This is a genomic window from Micromonospora sp. NBC_00898 (genome assembly GCF_045207895.1).
In the GTDB taxonomy this organism is placed as follows: Bacteria; Actinomycetota; Actinomycetes; order Mycobacteriales; family Micromonosporaceae; genus Micromonospora.
Window position 1 is genome coordinate 4,940,544 of the sequence record NZ_CP108775.1, and the last position, 14,455, is coordinate 4,954,998.

Genomic DNA, 14,455 nt, shown 5'->3' on the forward strand with positions numbered 1-14,455 from the left:
ATCCTCCGGAGGTCAGCGCCGGTGCCGCTGGGGGAACTGGTGCTGATCGGGGAGGTGCCCGATCTCACGGCCGGTCAGGTCGTCGTTTTCCACGGTCGCCGCGACGGATCGGGCCACGTCGGTGCCGAGCCCTTCCAGGGAGCGACCGACCATCTCCCAGGCACGCAGCAACGTCTCCTCGTAGCGGCGGTACTGCTTCTCGAACGCCGCGCCGATGTCGTCCCGGCCCCAGGGCCGCTCGGCGCTCGCGTCCGCGATCGCCCCACCCACCTGGCGCCGCGAGGCGTAGACCGCCTCACCCGCGAGCGTCAGGTCCGCCCCACCGCGCCGGGCGCGGTCGGGGTCCAGCCAGAGCCGTCCGTCGGTCACGGCGGTCACTCGCCACGCCGGAGGACGGCGTCGGCGCGGCCCAGCAGGGCATCGAAGTTGTTGGTACGGAGGAAGTCCACCGACGGCGAGCCGGCCGGCAGGTAACCGGCGACCAGCTCCTGGGTCGCGTTGACGGCTGCGGCGGAGGCCCGATGGACGGTGGTGGTGATCTTCCGGCTCAACGCCCGGGCGTCGCGATCGTGAAAGACCCCGGGTTCGACCTCCACGCTGATGAGTTCCCCCCGCGCGCCGACGGTCGCGATGACCTGCCCGTCGTCGGAGCGCTCGGTCACCCGCAGCTCGGCGAGTTTGACCTGGAGTTCGTCCAATCCGGACCGAATTCGCTGGTACTGGCCGTACACCTCGTCGAACCGCGCCCGCAGCGCGCGGTTGGCGTCCCGGTCCACGCTCTCGGTCAACGCCGCCCCTCTCCGTCACGGTCGGTAGGGCAGACCATACCGGGTGCCACGGAATCCGTGGGGTCCGGTAATTTCAGGTCGTGATCGAGCGTCAGCAGGCCGAGCAGCTGGCCGCCGTGTGGGCACAGCGGGACTCCGAACGACTGGGGTTCCCGTGTACGCCGGTGGTCGAGGAGTTCGACCTCGGCTACCTCATCACCTCGCAGGTCGCCGTCGCGGCGCGCACGCTTCCCGGTGACCTCCCGACAACCGTCGTCGACAAGGAGACCGGGGACGTCTCCACCTGGCCGCGCCTGCCGTTACCCGCCGTCGAGCAGATGTATCGGCAACGACGCCCGCCCGAGCCCCGCGCACCCCACACAGTGGACGCGGCCAGCCAACTGCTCCGCGAGATCACCCGGCTGCCCACGCCGGGCGCCGCCGCGCACCTCACCCTCGACGGCCGCGTCCACCGGGCCTTCGGCGCCAAGGGCGAGGTCGAGCTGCGGCACCACCCGCTGGTGCGGGCGTATCTCGACGAACTGCCACCCGGGCACCTGGTCCGCGGCGGCGAGCGGCACGCCGAGATGATCGTCGTCTCCGACGTCCTGCATGAGTACGACCACCAGCGCGCGGCCGGCGGCCTTCCTCCGCTGGCCCTGGACGAGGCGGCGACCCTGCTGGGCGGCGCTCGGTTCGAGGTGTTCCGAGTCCGCGAGGCGGGTGACCCCACCGGGGGGCCGGCCGAGGTCCCCTGTGACTCGTGCATCAACTTCCTGGTGCGGTTCAACGCCCTGCCATGGTCCAATCTCGCCTACACGCAGGAGTGGCGCGCATCGCCTCAGATCGATCCGGACCCGGGGCGGTTCCCGCCGGAGGTGGCGAACGCGCTGGTCGTAGCAGGCTGGCAGCCCCATTTCGGCGACGAGGTCCTGGCGCACGCGGCGGTTCGCGACGTGACCGCCGTGGCGGGCCGCAGGCACACGCACGCCGTCTTTCCCGCCGTCCTGCCTACCATTACCGCCTTTCCCGGGCTGGAGAGCCGACGTCGGGGTCCAGGTGAGCAGGTCTGGATCTCCACCTTTGAGGTCCACCCGTGGGAGATGGGCCACACCGCCGACACGCTCGCCGACTTCGGGGCCGTGCTCGGCGTACGGCTCTTCCCGCTGGGCACCGAGCGCGGTGACAGCATCATCGCCGTCGACGAGCACGGCCGGATCTTCGCGCTGGATCAGGCCGGCGAGTGGTTCCTCGGCCCGGACATCCACGCGGCCCTGACCACCCTGCTGCTCGGCCGCGCCCCCGCCCGGGTCCGCGACGACGGCACCTGGTGACGCGGCGCGGCCCCGGCCGCGCCAGCAATCGGAGCCGGACCGGACCGATCGTGCCCGGCCGGGGTGACTGGCACCAGGTGGCCATGACGCAGATGACCGGCGGCGGGTTCGCGGCGACGTGGCAGCCGGCAAGCTCCCCGTACCCTTGCGGTCCGGCACGCCGGTGCTGCTGGGTGCCTCGGCGGCGACGGCCCGACGTAGGATGCCCACCGTCGGCCGCGCCGTCGGTGGGCGCTTCACCGGCCTGCCCGTGTCGGGACCGCCCGGGGCCGCCTGCCGCTACCCCGACGCCTAGAACCGCCGGATCAGATCCGCCGCAGCCGGAACCGTGGCCGCTCGCCGGCCAGGTGACGCTGCTTGTGCTGGCGGACCTGCTCGTCCCAGACTTCCTGGTCGTATTCCGGGTCGGGCGGGATCCACTTGTGCGAGCCGTCGCTGCAGTGGAACTTCTCGTCGCCGGGCCGTATGACGGTCACCGCACCCATCCGACGAAGCGCTGGTGCAGGCCGCCGGCCGGCACCCAGACCAGGTCCTCGGCCGCCCATACCAGGTAGGCACCCATGTAGAGGGCCAGCGAGACGGGTGCCTTCTCGAACTCCGCCCGCAGCTCCCGCTTCCTTGTGGCGCAGGGCCAGGGCGCGCCGCAGCCACCACAGGTCCAGATCGGCAGCACCGGCCCGTGGGTGGTCATCGACGCCTGCCGAGGAAGCGCGCGGTGATCGACCGCGCCTGCCGGCTGGTCGCCCACTCCACCTGCCAACAGGGGTACGGGGACAGCCGCGACCACCAGGTCAGGCACCCGGCGCACATGCCGTCCAGCTCTCGGACGTGCACGGCGAGGATCAATCGATCCGGCTCTCCTCCGCCGTCGGCCAGTGCCGTCGGTTGATCGGGATGCGGTGCCGGCTCCGGCAGGGCAGCTCCGCGCCGCACCGGCAGACCCGCCGCCACCTGCGCCAGCACCAGACCGGCCGGTGCCGCCGGGCCAGGGTCAGCGCCGCCGCGATCAGGTACTCCTCGTACGGGACGCGCCGCATCAGGGCGTCGTCCTGGCTGTGCGCGAACCTCCATGCCGCTCCTCGCTCGCCTGGTCGGAAGCCCTGCGCCGGGTCGGCGTGTGCCGCGTCCGCTCGGTCATCGGGCCTCCCGCCGACTCGCCATGACGGTGCCGCGGGTGCCCGCCGGCACGGAGGATCCGAGCGCAGCACCCACGGCGGGGCATCCGGCCGCCAAGCTCAGTAGCCCCACAAGCAACTTAAAGTACAATGTATTCACGGGCAAGGCTCAGCGCACATTGTGTTGTGAGTTGCGCGTGTCGTGTGGTCTGCTTGTCCCAGCCGCCAAGCTGGGAGCACCACCGTGTCCGAACCCGCATACATTCAGGTCGCTCGGGACATTCGCGAGCAGATCAAGTCCGGGCAGCTCAAGCCCGGCGACAAGTTGCCCTCGTTCAGCGCGCTCTGCGAGCACTACAAGGTGAGCGGCACGGTGATCCGGACCGCCATGATCCTGCTGAAGGCCGAGGGCGTCCTCGACGGCAAGCAGGGCAAGGGCGTCTACGTGATGGATCCGCTACCCAGGTAGTAGCGGTGTGCGGTCCTAGGCTTCCTGAGAGGAGCCGAGCTGCCGCGCCATGTCCTGGTAGAACGACACCGCTTGGGCCAGCGGGACGGCCTTCCGGGACACGGTGGCGAGGCCCTTGCCCTCCTTCGTGAAGGGCGGCGGCCAGGCGCTGATCGCCTGGTCGAGGGCGAGAGCGGCCACTTCCGCCTCCCACCCCGGCCAGCGGAGGGTCTCGTAGAAGCGGGTCAGTGAGCCGGCGAGGACGGCATAGAGCCATTCGCCGTACCCCTGCTCCAGATCGAGCCACTCCAGGTCGTCCGGGCCGAAGTAATGGACGGTCGGCTTCGCGCCCGGCTCCGTCTGCAGCCAGGCGAACTGGCCGCCCATCACGTCGTAGCCGACGGTGACCAGCCCGGTCTGCGGGTCGGATTCCGTGGGCACGTCCGGCAGCCCCTCATGGCCGGAGCCGAGCACGCGCAGCCAACCATGATCAACCAGTAGACCTCCGGCGTTGGCGACCACAGCACCAAGCCAGGATCTGGTCGTGATCTCCAGTGCCGCCAGACAGGCGGACGCCCGCGACGGCTCGGCCGGCAGCACCTCGACCGGGTAGGGGGCCGCCGCGACCGCCGCCGACACCTCGGGCCACGCTGACTGATCCACGCCGCCAGGGTGCCAGGAGCCAGGAGCCAGGAGGATGCACACCCCCCACCCCCGGTCAGCGCAACGGCGGCCCGGTGGTGTGGTGATGGACGCGGCCTGACTTGCCAGCGCGACGAGGGCCTACAACGCCACCCCGGTCAGCACCATGACGCGCGGCTCGGTGTAGTCGTCCATCGCGCTGCGCAGCCCTTCCCGCCCGACCCCGCTCCCCTTCACCCCGCCGTACGGCATCTGGTCCGCCCGGTACGACGGCACGTCCCCCACGATCACCCCACCGACCTCCAGGCTGCGCGCGGCGGCGAAGGCAGTCTGAAGGTTGTGCGTGAACACCCCCGCCTGCAACCCGTACGCCGAATCGTTCACGGCGGCGAACGCGGCCTGGTCGCTCTCGACCGGGCCGACCACCAGCACCGGCCCGAACACCTCCTCGGTGCACACCTTGGCGTCCGCCGGCACCCCGGAGAGCACGGTCGGCGGATAGGTCGCCCCCTCCCGCCGCCCACCCACCTCGATGGTCGCTCCGGCGGCGACGGCCTCGTCCACCCACGCCTCGACGCGCTCGGCCGCTTCGACGGACACCATCGGCCCGACGTCGGTCAGCGGGTTGGCGGGGTCGCCGGTCCGCAGTTCCTCGACGGAGGCGATCAGCCGGGGCAGGAAGCCGTCGTAGAGCCACTCGTGCACGTACACCCGCTGCACCGCGATGCAGGACTGGCCGGCCTGGTAGTTGGAGAAGGTCGCGATCCGATGCGCGGCGAAGGTCAGGTCCTCGTCGGAGGCCCAGTCCTCGCAGATCACCGCTGCCGCGTTGCCGCCCAGCTCCAGGGTCACGTGCTTCTCCGGCACCGACCGGCGGATGGCCGCGCCGACCGGCCCGGAGCCGGTGAACGACACCACCGGCAGCCGCGGGTCGGCGACCAGCTCGGCGGCGCGCTCGTTGGGCAGCGGCAACACCGAGAACATCCCCTCGGGCAGGTCGGTCTCGGCCAGGATCTCGCCGAGCAGCAGCGCGGAGAGCGGGGTGGCCGGGGCGGGCTTGACGATGATCGGGGCGCCGACCGCGATGGCCGGGGCGACCTTGTGCGCGACCAGGTTGAGCGGGAAGTTGAAGGGGGCGATCCCGAGCACGGGGCCGCGAGGCACCCGCCGGACCAGGGCGATCCGCCCGGTGGCCGCCGGATCGGTGTCGAGGCGTTGCAGCTCGCCGGAGAACCGTCGGGCCTCCTCGGCCGCCCAACGGAACGTCGACACGGCCCGTCCCACCTCGGCCCGCGCCCACTTCAGCGGCTTGCCGTTCTCGGCGGTGATCAGCGCCGCGACCTCCTCGGCCCGCTCGGCGAGCCGCCGGGAGACGTGGTCCAGGGCCACCGCCCGCTCGTGCGCGGGCAGGGCCGCGGCCTTCGCGGCCACCGCGGCCGCTGCCGCGACGGCGGCTTCGACCTGGTCGGCCGTGGCGAGGGTGGTACGCCCCACCGTCCGGCCGTCGTACGGGTGGGTGACGGTCAGCTCGCCCTCGCCGTGAGCGGGGCGGCCGGCGACGAAGAAGGCTCTCGGCTCCACGTCCCGCAGCGTAGACGACGCAGAGCCACGCGGAAACAGTTGCTCAAGGCCTTGTGGGCCGCGAATTCAGTAGCGAAGATGGCAGTCAGATTGCGATAACCTCCGCTGACCTCACCCCCGGCCATCCCTCGGAGACTTCTGATGAGCGACCAGCAGCAGCTGCGCAACTTCGTCAACGGCGAGTACGTCGACCCGGTGGACGGCGGGTACGCCGACCTGGTCGACCCCTGCACCGGCGAGGTCTTCGCCCAGGCGCCGGTCTCCGGCGCGGCGGACGTCGACGCGGCGATGAAGGCCGCCGCCACCGCCTTCGAGAGCTGGCGGGACACCACTCCGGGCGAGCGGCAGAAGGCCATGCTCAAGCTCGCCGACGCGGTGGAGGCCCGGGCCGCCGAGCTGGTCGACGCCGAGGTCCGCAACACCGGCAAGCCCCGCCAGCTCACCGCCGACGAGGAACTGCCCCCGGCGGTGGACCAGTTCCGCTTCTTCGCCGGCGCCGCCCGCCTGCTCGAGGGCCGCTCGGCCGGCGAGTACATGGCCGGCCACACCTCCTACGTGCGGCGGGAGCCGATCGGGGTGTGCGCCCAGGTGACGCCCTGGAACTACCCGCTGATGATGGCGGTCTGGAAGATCGCCCCGGCCCTGGCGGCCGGCAACACGGTGGTGCTGAAGCCGTCGGACACCACGCCGGTGTCGACGCTGCTGCTGGCCGAGATCGCGTCGGAGTTCTTCCCCCCGGGCGTGTTCAACGTGGTCTGCGGTGACCGGGACACCGGTCGTACCCTCGTCTCCCACCCGACCCCGCAGCTGGTGTCGATCACCGGCTCGACCCGCGCGGGCATGGAGGTCGCCTCCGCCGCGGCCCCCGACCTGAAACGGACCCACCTGGAGCTGGGCGGCAAGGCCCCGGTGGTGGTCTTCGACGACGCGGACATCGCGGCGGCGGCCGAGGCGATCGCGGTCGGCGGCTACTTCAACGCCGGCCAGGACTGCACCGCCGCCACCCGGGTGCTCGCCGGCCCCGGCGTGTACGACGACTTCGTGGCCGCCCTCGCCGAGCAGGCCCGGAACACGAAGACCGGCGCGCCGGACGACGAGGACGTGCTCTACGGCCCGCTGAACAACGCCAACCAGCTCGCCCGGGTGCGCGGCTTCGTGGACCGGTTGCCGGACCACGCGAACGTCGAGACGGGCGGCTCACAGCTCGGCGAGCGCGGCTACTTCTACGCCCCGACCGTGGTCTCCGGCGTCCGCCAGGCCGACGAGATCATCCGGGACGAGGTGTTCGGCCCGGTCATCACCGTGCAGCGCTTCTCGGACGAGGACGAGGCGGTGCGCTGGGCCAACGGCGTCGACTACGGCCTGTCGGCCTCGGTCTGGACGAAGGACCACGGCCGGGCGATGCGGATGACCCGCCGCCTCGACTTCGGCTGCGTCTGGGTGAACACCCACATCCCGTTCGTCTCCGAGATGCCGCACGGCGGCTTCAAGCACTCCGGCCACGGCAAGGACCTCTCGGTCTACAGCCTGGAGGACTACACCCGGATCAAGCACGTCATGCACAACATCGAGGGCTGACCCCACATGACATCGTCTGAGGAACTGCACAAGCGGCGCGGCGCGGCGGTCGCCCGCGGCATCGGCAGCACCATTTCGTCCTACGTGGAACGGGCCGGCGGCGGCACCATCACCGACGTCGACGGCCGGGAGTGGATCGACTTCGCCGCCGGCATCGCGGTCGCCAACGTGGGCAACGCTGCCCCGCGCGTCGTCGAGGCGGTCAAGGCGCAGGTCGAACGCTTCACCCACACCTGCTTCATGGTCGCGCCGTACGAGTCGTACGTGGCGGTCTGCGAACAGCTCAACGAGCTGACCCCGGGGAGCTTCGAGAAGCGTTCGGCGCTGTTCAACTCCGGCGCCGAGGCGGTGGAGAACGCCGTCAAGATCGCCCGGCACGCCACCGGGCGGCCGGCGGTGGTGGTCTTCGACCACGCCTACCACGGCCGGACCAACCTGACCATGGCGCTGACCGCGAAGAACATGCCGTACAAGCACCGGTTCGGGCCGTTCGCCGGGGAGATCTACCGGGTGCCGATGTCGTACCCGCTGCGCGACGGCGGGCTCGACGGCGCCACGGCGGCCGCGCGGGCGATCGAGATGGTGGAGAAGCAGGTCGGGGCGGAGAACGTCGCCGCGCTGCTGATCGAGCCGATCCAGGGCGAGGGCGGTTTCGTCGTACCGGCCGAAGGCTTCCTGCCGGCGCTGCGGGAGTGGGCGACGTCAACCGGGGTGGTCTTCATCGCCGACGAGATCCAGACCGGCTTCTGCCGGACCGGGAACTGGTTCGCCTGCGAGCACGAGGGCGTCGAGCCCGACCTGATCACCCTGGCCAAGGGCATCGCCGGCGGGCTCCCCCTCGCCGCGGTGACCGGGCGGGCGGAGCTGATGGACGCGGTGCACGTCGGTGGCCTCGGCGGCACGTACGGCGGCAACCCGATCGCCTGCGCCGCCGCCCTCGCCGCCATCGAGACCATGCACGAGCTGGACCTGGCCGCCGCGGCCCGGCGGATCGAGCAGGTGATGGGCGACCGGCTGCGCGCCATCGCCGCCCGCGACCCCCGGATCGCCGAGGTACGCGGCCGCGGCGCGATGCTCGCCGTGGAGATCGTGCAGCCTGGCACGCTGACCCCCGACCCGGCCGCCACGGCGGCGGTCTCGGCGGCCTGCCACGCCGCCGGCCTGCTCACCCTCACCTGCGGCACGTACGGCAACGTGCTGCGCTTCCTGCCCCCGCTGGTCATCTCCGACGACGAGCTGAACCGCGGTCTGGACATCCTGGACGCCGCCTTCGGCTGAGCCTGCCCGCTGCCGCCACCGGAACCCGTCCAATCGAAAGAGGGGCGGGTTTCGTCATTCCGCTGACCGCAATCCTGTCCTATAGTCCTACTGTCGTAGGACAATAGAAGGGTTGGATCCCGGGTGATCGAGTTCGTGCTGGACGGCCGGTCCAAGGTGAACACCTATGTGCAGTTGATCCAGCAGGTCAAGCAGGCCCTGCGAGTGGGGCTGCTGACCCCCGGCGACCAGCTGCCGAAGGTCCGCGACGTCGCGCAGGCGTTGGCGATCAACCCGAACACCGTGCTCAAGGCGTACCGCGAGCTGGAGATCGAGGGCCTGGTGGAGGGACGCCCGGGGGTGGGCACGTTCGTCCGGCGCACCATCGCCGGCTCGTCGCTGGCCAACCAGGCCGAGCTGCGCGAGGAGCTGGTGGCCTGGCTGCACCGGGCCCGGGCCGTCGGACTCAGCCCCGAAGACGTCACCGCCCTGGTCGAGACCACCATGCGGGCCGCGCTGGCCGCCGAGGCACCGCGCGCCGAGCCCGCCTCAGCAGGATGAGAGGACACCCGATGGAGATAGCGCTGGAGGCCGACCAGCTCGGCAAGCGGTACGGGCGAACATGGGCGCTGCGGGGCTGCTCGCTGCGCCTGCCCGCCGGGCGCGTCGCTGCCCTGGTCGGCCCGAACGGCGCCGGCAAGAGCACGCTGCTGCACCTCGCCGTGGGCCTGCTGCGACCCGACGCCGGCGCGGTCCGGGTCTTCGGTCGGTCGCCGCACGACAACCCGGCGGTCCTGCCCGAGATCGGATTCGTCGCCCAGGACACCCCGCTCTACCGGGACTTCACCGCGGCGGAGCTGGTCCACCTGGGCGGCCGGATGAACAAGAGCTGGGACGCGGCGCTCGCCCGGAACCGGCTGGCCCAGCTCGGCATCCCGCCGAACCTGCCGGTCGGCAAGCTGTCCGGCGGGCAACGCGCCCAGGTCGCGCTGGCCCTCGCGCTGGCCAAGCGACCGCGGCTGCTGCTGCTGGACGAGCCGGTCGCCAGCCTGGACCCGCTCGCCCGTCGCGAGTTCCTGCAGTCGCTGATGGGCAGCGTCGCCGAGTCCGACACGACGGTGCTGCTCTCCTCGCACCTGCTGGCCGACCTGGAGCGGGTCTGCGACTACCTGATCGTGCTGAACGCCGCCCAGGTGCAGGTCGTCGGCACGGTCGACGACCTGGTGGCCGGGCACCGGCAACTCGTGGGGCCCCGGAACGACGGCGGTCCGCCCAGCGGAGTCGCCGCGGTGGTCCGCGCCAGCCACACCGACCGACAGTCGACGCTGCTGGTCCGCACGGACGGCTCGATTGTCGATCCCTCATGGACGGTCCGCGACGTCGGCCTGGAGGACATCATCCTGGCCTATCTGGCCGACGGCGGAACGGCGACCAGTCACACCGAGTGGGAGGTGCCGGCATGATCTGGCTGGCCTGGCGGCAACACCGCAGACAAGCTCTGTTCACCCTCCTCGGGTTCGCGGTGCTCGCCGCGCTGATGATTCCGATCGGCCTGTCGATGCGGCACACGTTCACCGACCTCGGGCTGGCCGACTGTGTCCGTCAGGTGACCCGCGCCGACGTGGCGCCGGCGACCTTGGAGGGCTGCCAGGCGACGTTCCACCGGTTCACGAACCGGTACGGCAGCCTCAATTTCGTGGCCGTCCTGCTGCTCGTCCTGCCGATGCTCGTCGGGCTGTTCTGGGGCGCCCCGCTGGTCGCCCGCGAGGTGGAGCACGGCACGCACCGGTTCGCCTGGACCCAGGGCGTCAGCCGGACCCACTGGGCACTGGTGAAGTTCGGACTGGTCATCGCGCTGACGGTGATCTTCGCGGTCTGCTACGGGCTGGGCATGTCGTGGTGGGTCTACCCGCTCACGCAGGCCGCGAACCAGGGCCGACTCGGCTTCATCGTCTTCGACCTGCAGGGCGTCGCCCCGATCGGCTACACCCTCTTCGCCGTGGCGTTGGGCATCTTCGCCGGCACCCTCGGGCGGCGGATGCTGTCCGCCATGACCGTCACCCTCGTCGGGTTCATCGGCGTCCGGGCGGCGGTGGCGCTCCTGGCCAGACCGCACTACCTGCCCGCCCGCACGCTCACCTTCCCGGTGGAGGGGGCCGGATCGGTGCGGATGACCCATGGCGACTGGATCCTTGCCAGCGGTGTCCGCGACGCCGGCGGGAAGATGGTGGCGGCCGATGCGCAGATCATGTGCTCGCAGCGCCCGGGCGCTCCGGCACCGGGAGGCGGTGCCTGCGGCGCCGACCTCGGCCTCGGACCCGGGGCCTACAACTGGGAGCTGTACCAGCCGGCCGGTCGGTTCTGGCTGTTCCAGGGCATCGAGACCGGCATCTTCGTCGCCCTCGCCGCGCTCCTGCTCTACCTGGCCGTCCGCCGCATCCGCCGCATCGCCTGACGGCCGTCGGCGCTCCTCGGTGGAACACCATGGGTGCCACGGCACTGCCGTGGCACCCATGGTGTTCCGCCGACCGCCGGGCCAGCGCGCCGTTTCGCCGAGGCCGGGGTGCCGTCACGCCGGCGGCGCGCCGTCCCGCCACTGGGGTCGTCCCGGGCCGGGACCTCCCGGCACCAGGCGGCAACCACGCCACGGCGTGGTCAGCGGAGCAGCTCCACCACGTTGCGGCGGATCACGTTCTTGCCCGGCTCGCGGATCAACTCCATCGCGGCGGCGTTGAGCAGCACGCAACTGCCCGACGGGCCGGTCACCGTGACCGTGACGACCCTGCCGTTGTCGAGGTTGGTCACCCGCAACCGGGTGCCGACCGGGAACTGTCCGCTGGTCGCGGCGGGCGCGCCGCCCTCCGCCGAGAAGGTGATCGACCCGCCGCACGCGCTGCCCCCGGCCGGTGTCGTGGAGCCCGCAGCGGGCTGGGCGTCGCCCGGCCGAGTCTCGCCCGGCTGGGCTCCGCGGCCGGGGTGGGTCGATTGCGCCGCGCCGCCGTTCAGACGTTCCACCTGGTTACGGCGGATCACGTTCTTCCCCGGCTCCCGGACCAGCTCCATCGCGGCGGCGTTGAGCAGCACGCAACTGCCCGACGGGCCGGTCACCGTGACCGTGACGACCTTGCCGTTGTCGAGGTTGGTCACCCGCAACCGGGTGCCGACCGGGAACCGGTCACTGGTCGCCGCCGGTGCCCCGCCGTCGGCCGAGAAGGTCACCGGACCCTGGCAGACGCTCGGCCGGGCGGGGGTGGTGTCGGCGAAGCCGAATCCGGTCCCGACCGCCACCACCGCCGAGGCGACCACCGCCACCCCGGCCGCCAGCACGTGCTTCCGCTGCACCTTCACCGCATCTCCCGTCGTCGGCGATCCATTGACGCCGACTGGTACGGACTGGGAGCGCTGAACGGTTCAGCGGTTCTGGCAGGAATGTTGCCCGTTACTGCGGGCGACGGATGCCGAGGGTGCTCTGCGCCGGCAGCATCCCGGACGCCACCACCGTCTGGGTCACCGGGGCGACGAGCTGGGCGAGTCGGCCCACCGCCGGGCCGAGCGCCCGCCACGGCGCGGCTGCCAGCTCGTCCGTACGCCGTTCCACCTCGTCGCGGAGCCGCCGACCGGCGTCGGTGGCCACGCCGTCGGCGTCGACCAGACCACGAGTGGCGAGCCGGTCGCGGGCGGCGGCCCACTCCTCGTCGGTCCAGCGCCGGCTGGCGAAGACCGAAACCGGCGCGGCACCGACGGCGGCGAAGGAGACCAGCGCCTCGGTCGGGTCGAGACCGGCGGTGCGCAACGCGGTCAGGTGCCCGTCGCCGCGGTGCTCGCGGAGGATGGTGGCGGCCTGCCAGAGCGTCAGGTGCGGGGCGTCCGGCCAGGGCAGGTCGGCGTTGGCGGCGGCCAGCGGACGGCCGGCCAGATCGGCGTTCTGGGCGGCCCGCCGGGCCAGCACGGCGGCCTCGGCCAGCTCGGGCGAGTCGACCCGGTCGCCGAGCAGGGCGCGCAGCGCGCGGTCCACCCCGGACAGTCGGGCGTCGAGCACCTTCGCGGGGTCGGCGACGGACCAGATTGCCGGCACGTACTCGGCGATCATCCGGGGGCTGAAGCTGTAGTAGCTGGCGGTGACCAGCTCCGGGCCGGCCGCGCCGAGCGGGGCGGAGCGCAGGGCGAAGTAGCCCGGCCAGCGCTCGTCCGTGGCCAGGCCGAGGGCCGCGGCCTCCTCGGTGAGTTCCGGCGCGTAGTAGACCAGCGCGTGCACCGGCTCGATCAGCTGCCACAACTGCCGGACCATCTGTGGTTCCATCCCGACCTCCCCGACGCGTTGTCATCTTGTCACCGTCAAGTTAGCGGGAGAACGGGAAACTTGTCAATGTAAAGATAAGCGGTCCTTGGCGATCTGGGGTGAGGTGGGTCACCATGGGCGCGAGGAGGTCACCGATGGCTGACCCGTGGCTCGCCCTGGAATTCGGCGCCGATCCGGCCGAGCGGATCGCGCAGGTCGGCGCCGCCCACGAAGCGTTCCTCACCGCGGGCACCACACCCGACCGGGTCCGCGACGTGGTCCGGCGGTCGTGGGAACGCTCCGCGCTGCTCGACCCGGAGACCACCGCCCCGGTCGACCTCAGCGACGACGCGCTGGAGACCTATTGCGCCGCCCACCCCCTCGCCCGGGTGCTGCCGCTCTTCCGTGACCTGCTCGGCGGCATCGCCCAGGACGGCGCGCACCTGATGGCGGTCTGCGACGCGTACGGGCGGCTGCTCTGGGTGGAGGGACATCCTGGGGTGCTCCGGCACGCCGAGCGGATGAACTTCATCCCCGGTGCCCGCTGGGACGAGGCGCACGCCGGCACCAACGCCCCCGGCACCGCCCTCGCCGTCGACCACAGCGTGCAGATCTTCGCCACCGAGCACTTCGTCCGGCCGGTGCAGCGCTGGACCTGCGCGGCCGCCCCCATCCACGACCCGGCCACCGGGCGGCTGCTCGGCGCGGTCGACATCACCGGCGGCGACCACCTGGCCAACCCGCAGAGCCTCGCCCTGGTCCGGGCCACCGCCCGGGCCGCCGAGGCGTTCCTCGCCCAGCCCCTGGACCCGGACGTGGTCACCGTCAGCGCGCTCGGCCGGGACGAGGCGGAGCTGCGCGTCGGCGGTCGCCGGATCCGGCTCGGCCGCCGGCACAGCGAACTGCTGGTGCTGCTCCTCGACCACCCCGAGGGGCGCACCGGCGAACAGCTCGGCCTCGACCTGTACGGCGACGACCGGCTGCATCCGGTCACCCTGCGCGCCGAACTGTCCCGGCTGCGTCGGGCGCTCGGCCCGGAGCTGCTCGACTCCCGGCCGTACCGGCTGCGCGGGACCGTCCGCGCCGACTTCCGTACCGTCACCGAGCTGCTGGAACGCGGTGATCCGGCGGGGGCGCTCCAGGCGTACGGCGGGCCGTTGCTGCCCGGGTCGGACGCGCCGGGAGTGACGCGACTGCGCCGGCTCATCGACGGGCAGCTCCGCGCGGCCGTGCTGGCCGCCGCGGACCCGGCGCTGCTCGCAGCCTGGACCGCGACGCCCGCCGGGGCCGACGACCTCACCGCCTGGCAGGCCCTGGCGCGGGCGTTGCCGCCGGGCGCACCGCGCCAGCCCCTCGCGGTGGCACGCGCCAACCAACTCTCCCTGGAGTACGACCTGCCGCGCGCAACGTTGCTGCAACGTCGGTGAAACTAACGTCCCCGCCGTCACCCGAGA

The 14,455-nt window shown here is 72.2% G+C and carries 17 protein-coding genes; 8 read left to right on the top strand and 9 right to left on the bottom strand.

Annotation, left to right across the window (positions count from 1 at the left end; translation table 11 throughout):
• Positions 1-12 precede the first annotated feature (12 nt).
• Both OG799_RS23975 and OG799_RS23980 read right to left on the bottom strand, forming a co-directional pair.
• The gene (locus OG799_RS23975) at positions 13-369 is read right to left on the bottom strand and encodes a hypothetical protein (protein ID WP_406037723.1); all 357 of its coding nucleotides are present in this window, start codon (positions 367-369) and stop codon (positions 13-15) included.
• Positions 370-374: 5 nt separating this feature from the next.
• On the bottom strand, positions 375-788 hold the full coding sequence (locus tag OG799_RS23980; RefSeq protein WP_406037725.1) for a YbaB/EbfC family nucleoid-associated protein: 414 nt from the start codon (positions 786-788) through the stop codon (positions 375-377).
• Positions 789-868: 80 nt separating this feature from the next.
• Between OG799_RS23980 and OG799_RS23985 the strand changes: the two genes are divergently transcribed.
• On the top strand, positions 869-2,101 hold the full coding sequence (locus OG799_RS23985; protein ID WP_406037727.1) for an SUKH-3 domain-containing protein: 1,233 nt from the start codon (positions 869-871) through the stop codon (positions 2,099-2,101).
• A gap of 305 nt (positions 2,102-2,406) precedes the next feature.
• Here OG799_RS23985 and OG799_RS23990 read toward each other — a convergent pair whose 3' ends face one another.
• From OG799_RS23990 to OG799_RS24000, 3 genes are read right to left on the bottom strand one after another with little or no spacing between them, the layout of a single operon-like run.
• Positions 2,407-2,586: a hypothetical protein gene (locus OG799_RS23990; protein ID WP_406037729.1), complete on the bottom strand. Its 180-nt coding sequence runs from the start codon at positions 2,584-2,586 to the stop codon at positions 2,407-2,409.
• Complete coding sequence (locus OG799_RS23995; RefSeq protein ID WP_406037731.1) at positions 2,574-2,792, bottom strand: hypothetical protein; 219 nt, start codon at positions 2,790-2,792, stop codon at positions 2,574-2,576. The genes OG799_RS23990 and OG799_RS23995 overlap by 13 nt, the downstream gene beginning before the upstream one ends.
• Positions 2,789-3,172, bottom strand: coding sequence for a hypothetical protein (locus OG799_RS24000; RefSeq protein WP_406037733.1), 384 nt, complete (start codon positions 3,170-3,172; stop codon positions 2,789-2,791). Before OG799_RS24000 ends, OG799_RS23995 begins: the two co-directional genes overlap by 4 nt.
• A 288-nt stretch (positions 3,173-3,460) precedes the next feature.
• Between OG799_RS24000 and OG799_RS24005 the strand changes: the two genes are divergently transcribed.
• Complete coding sequence (locus OG799_RS24005) at positions 3,461-3,685, top strand: winged helix-turn-helix domain-containing protein (protein ID WP_406037735.1); 225 nt, start codon at positions 3,461-3,463, stop codon at positions 3,683-3,685.
• Between the two features lie 15 nt (positions 3,686-3,700).
• Here the strand turns inward: OG799_RS24005 and OG799_RS24010 are convergent, their stop codons facing one another.
• Both OG799_RS24010 and OG799_RS24015 read right to left on the bottom strand, forming a co-directional pair.
• Positions 3,701-4,327, bottom strand: coding sequence for a DUF2625 family protein (locus OG799_RS24010; RefSeq protein ID WP_406037737.1), 627 nt, complete (start codon positions 4,325-4,327; stop codon positions 3,701-3,703).
• 120 nt (positions 4,328-4,447) lie between these two features.
• Positions 4,448-5,887: an aldehyde dehydrogenase family protein gene (locus tag OG799_RS24015; RefSeq protein WP_406037739.1), complete on the bottom strand. Its 1,440-nt coding sequence runs from the start codon at positions 5,885-5,887 to the stop codon at positions 4,448-4,450.
• Positions 5,888-6,028: 141 nt separating this feature from the next.
• On the opposite strand from OG799_RS24015, the gene OG799_RS24020 reads away from it, so the two are divergent.
• From OG799_RS24020 to OG799_RS24040, 5 genes are all read left to right on the top strand, one after another.
• The gene (locus OG799_RS24020) at positions 6,029-7,465 is read left to right on the top strand and encodes a gamma-aminobutyraldehyde dehydrogenase (RefSeq protein WP_406037741.1); all 1,437 of its coding nucleotides are present in this window, start codon (positions 6,029-6,031) and stop codon (positions 7,463-7,465) included.
• Between the two features lie 6 nt (positions 7,466-7,471).
• The gene (gabT, locus tag OG799_RS24025) at positions 7,472-8,743 is read left to right on the top strand and encodes a 4-aminobutyrate--2-oxoglutarate transaminase (protein ID WP_406037743.1); all 1,272 of its coding nucleotides are present in this window, start codon (positions 7,472-7,474) and stop codon (positions 8,741-8,743) included.
• A 123-nt stretch (positions 8,744-8,866) separates the two neighbouring features.
• Entirely contained in the window at positions 8,867-9,283 is a 417-nt protein-coding gene (locus OG799_RS24030; RefSeq protein ID WP_406037745.1) for a GntR family transcriptional regulator, read from the top strand.
• Between the two features lie 11 nt (positions 9,284-9,294).
• Complete coding sequence (locus OG799_RS24035) at positions 9,295-10,185, top strand: ABC transporter ATP-binding protein (protein ID WP_406037747.1); 891 nt, start codon at positions 9,295-9,297, stop codon at positions 10,183-10,185.
• A complete protein-coding gene (locus OG799_RS24040) occupies positions 10,182-11,177 on the top strand; it encodes a transporter (protein ID WP_406037749.1) in 996 nt (331 codons plus the stop codon). Before OG799_RS24035 ends, OG799_RS24040 begins: the two co-directional genes overlap by 4 nt.
• Positions 11,178-11,377: 200 nt before the next feature.
• On the opposite strand, the gene OG799_RS24045 is transcribed toward OG799_RS24040, so the two are convergent.
• Together OG799_RS24045 and OG799_RS24050 are read right to left on the bottom strand one after the other, a co-directional pair.
• Positions 11,378-12,070, bottom strand: a complete 693-nt coding sequence (locus tag OG799_RS24045) for a hypothetical protein (protein ID WP_406037751.1) — start codon at positions 12,068-12,070, stop codon at positions 11,378-11,380.
• Between the two features lie 91 nt (positions 12,071-12,161).
• Positions 12,162-13,022 (bottom strand): SCO6745 family protein, encoded by an 861-nt coding sequence (locus OG799_RS24050; RefSeq protein WP_406037753.1) that lies wholly within the window; start codon positions 13,020-13,022, stop codon positions 12,162-12,164.
• Between the two features lie 134 nt (positions 13,023-13,156).
• Between OG799_RS24050 and OG799_RS24055 the strand changes: the two genes are divergently transcribed.
• On the top strand, positions 13,157-14,428 hold the full coding sequence (locus tag OG799_RS24055; protein WP_406037755.1) for a GAF domain-containing protein: 1,272 nt from the start codon (positions 13,157-13,159) through the stop codon (positions 14,426-14,428).
• The last annotated feature ends 27 nt before the right edge of the window (positions 14,429-14,455 follow it).

Excerpts from the sequence above, each read along its gene's own strand:
- OG799_RS23995 (WP_406037731.1), bottom strand. The coding sequence starts at position 2,792 with ATGACCACCCACGGGCCGGTGCTGCCGATCTGGACCTGTGGTGGCTGC.
- OG799_RS24050 (WP_406037753.1), bottom strand. The coding sequence starts at position 13,022 with ATGGAACCACAGATGGTCCGGCAGTTGTGGCAGCTGATCGAGCCGGTG.
- OG799_RS23990 (WP_406037729.1), bottom strand. The coding sequence starts at position 2,586 with ATGGGTGCGGTGACCGTCATACGGCCCGGCGACGAGAAGTTCCACTGC.
- OG799_RS24040 (WP_406037749.1), top strand. The coding sequence starts at position 10,182 with ATGATCTGGCTGGCCTGGCGGCAACACCGCAGACAAGCTCTGTTCACC.
- gabT (WP_406037743.1), top strand. The coding sequence starts at position 7,472 with ATGACATCGTCTGAGGAACTGCACAAGCGGCGCGGCGCGGCGGTCGCC.
- OG799_RS24035 (WP_406037747.1), top strand. The coding sequence starts at position 9,295 with ATGGAGATAGCGCTGGAGGCCGACCAGCTCGGCAAGCGGTACGGGCGA.
- OG799_RS24020 (WP_406037741.1), top strand. The coding sequence starts at position 6,029 with ATGAGCGACCAGCAGCAGCTGCGCAACTTCGTCAACGGCGAGTACGTC.
- OG799_RS24055 (WP_406037755.1), top strand. The coding sequence starts at position 13,157 with ATGGCTGACCCGTGGCTCGCCCTGGAATTCGGCGCCGATCCGGCCGAG.
- OG799_RS24000 (WP_406037733.1), bottom strand. The coding sequence starts at position 3,172 with ATGGAGGTTCGCGCACAGCCAGGACGACGCCCTGATGCGGCGCGTCCC.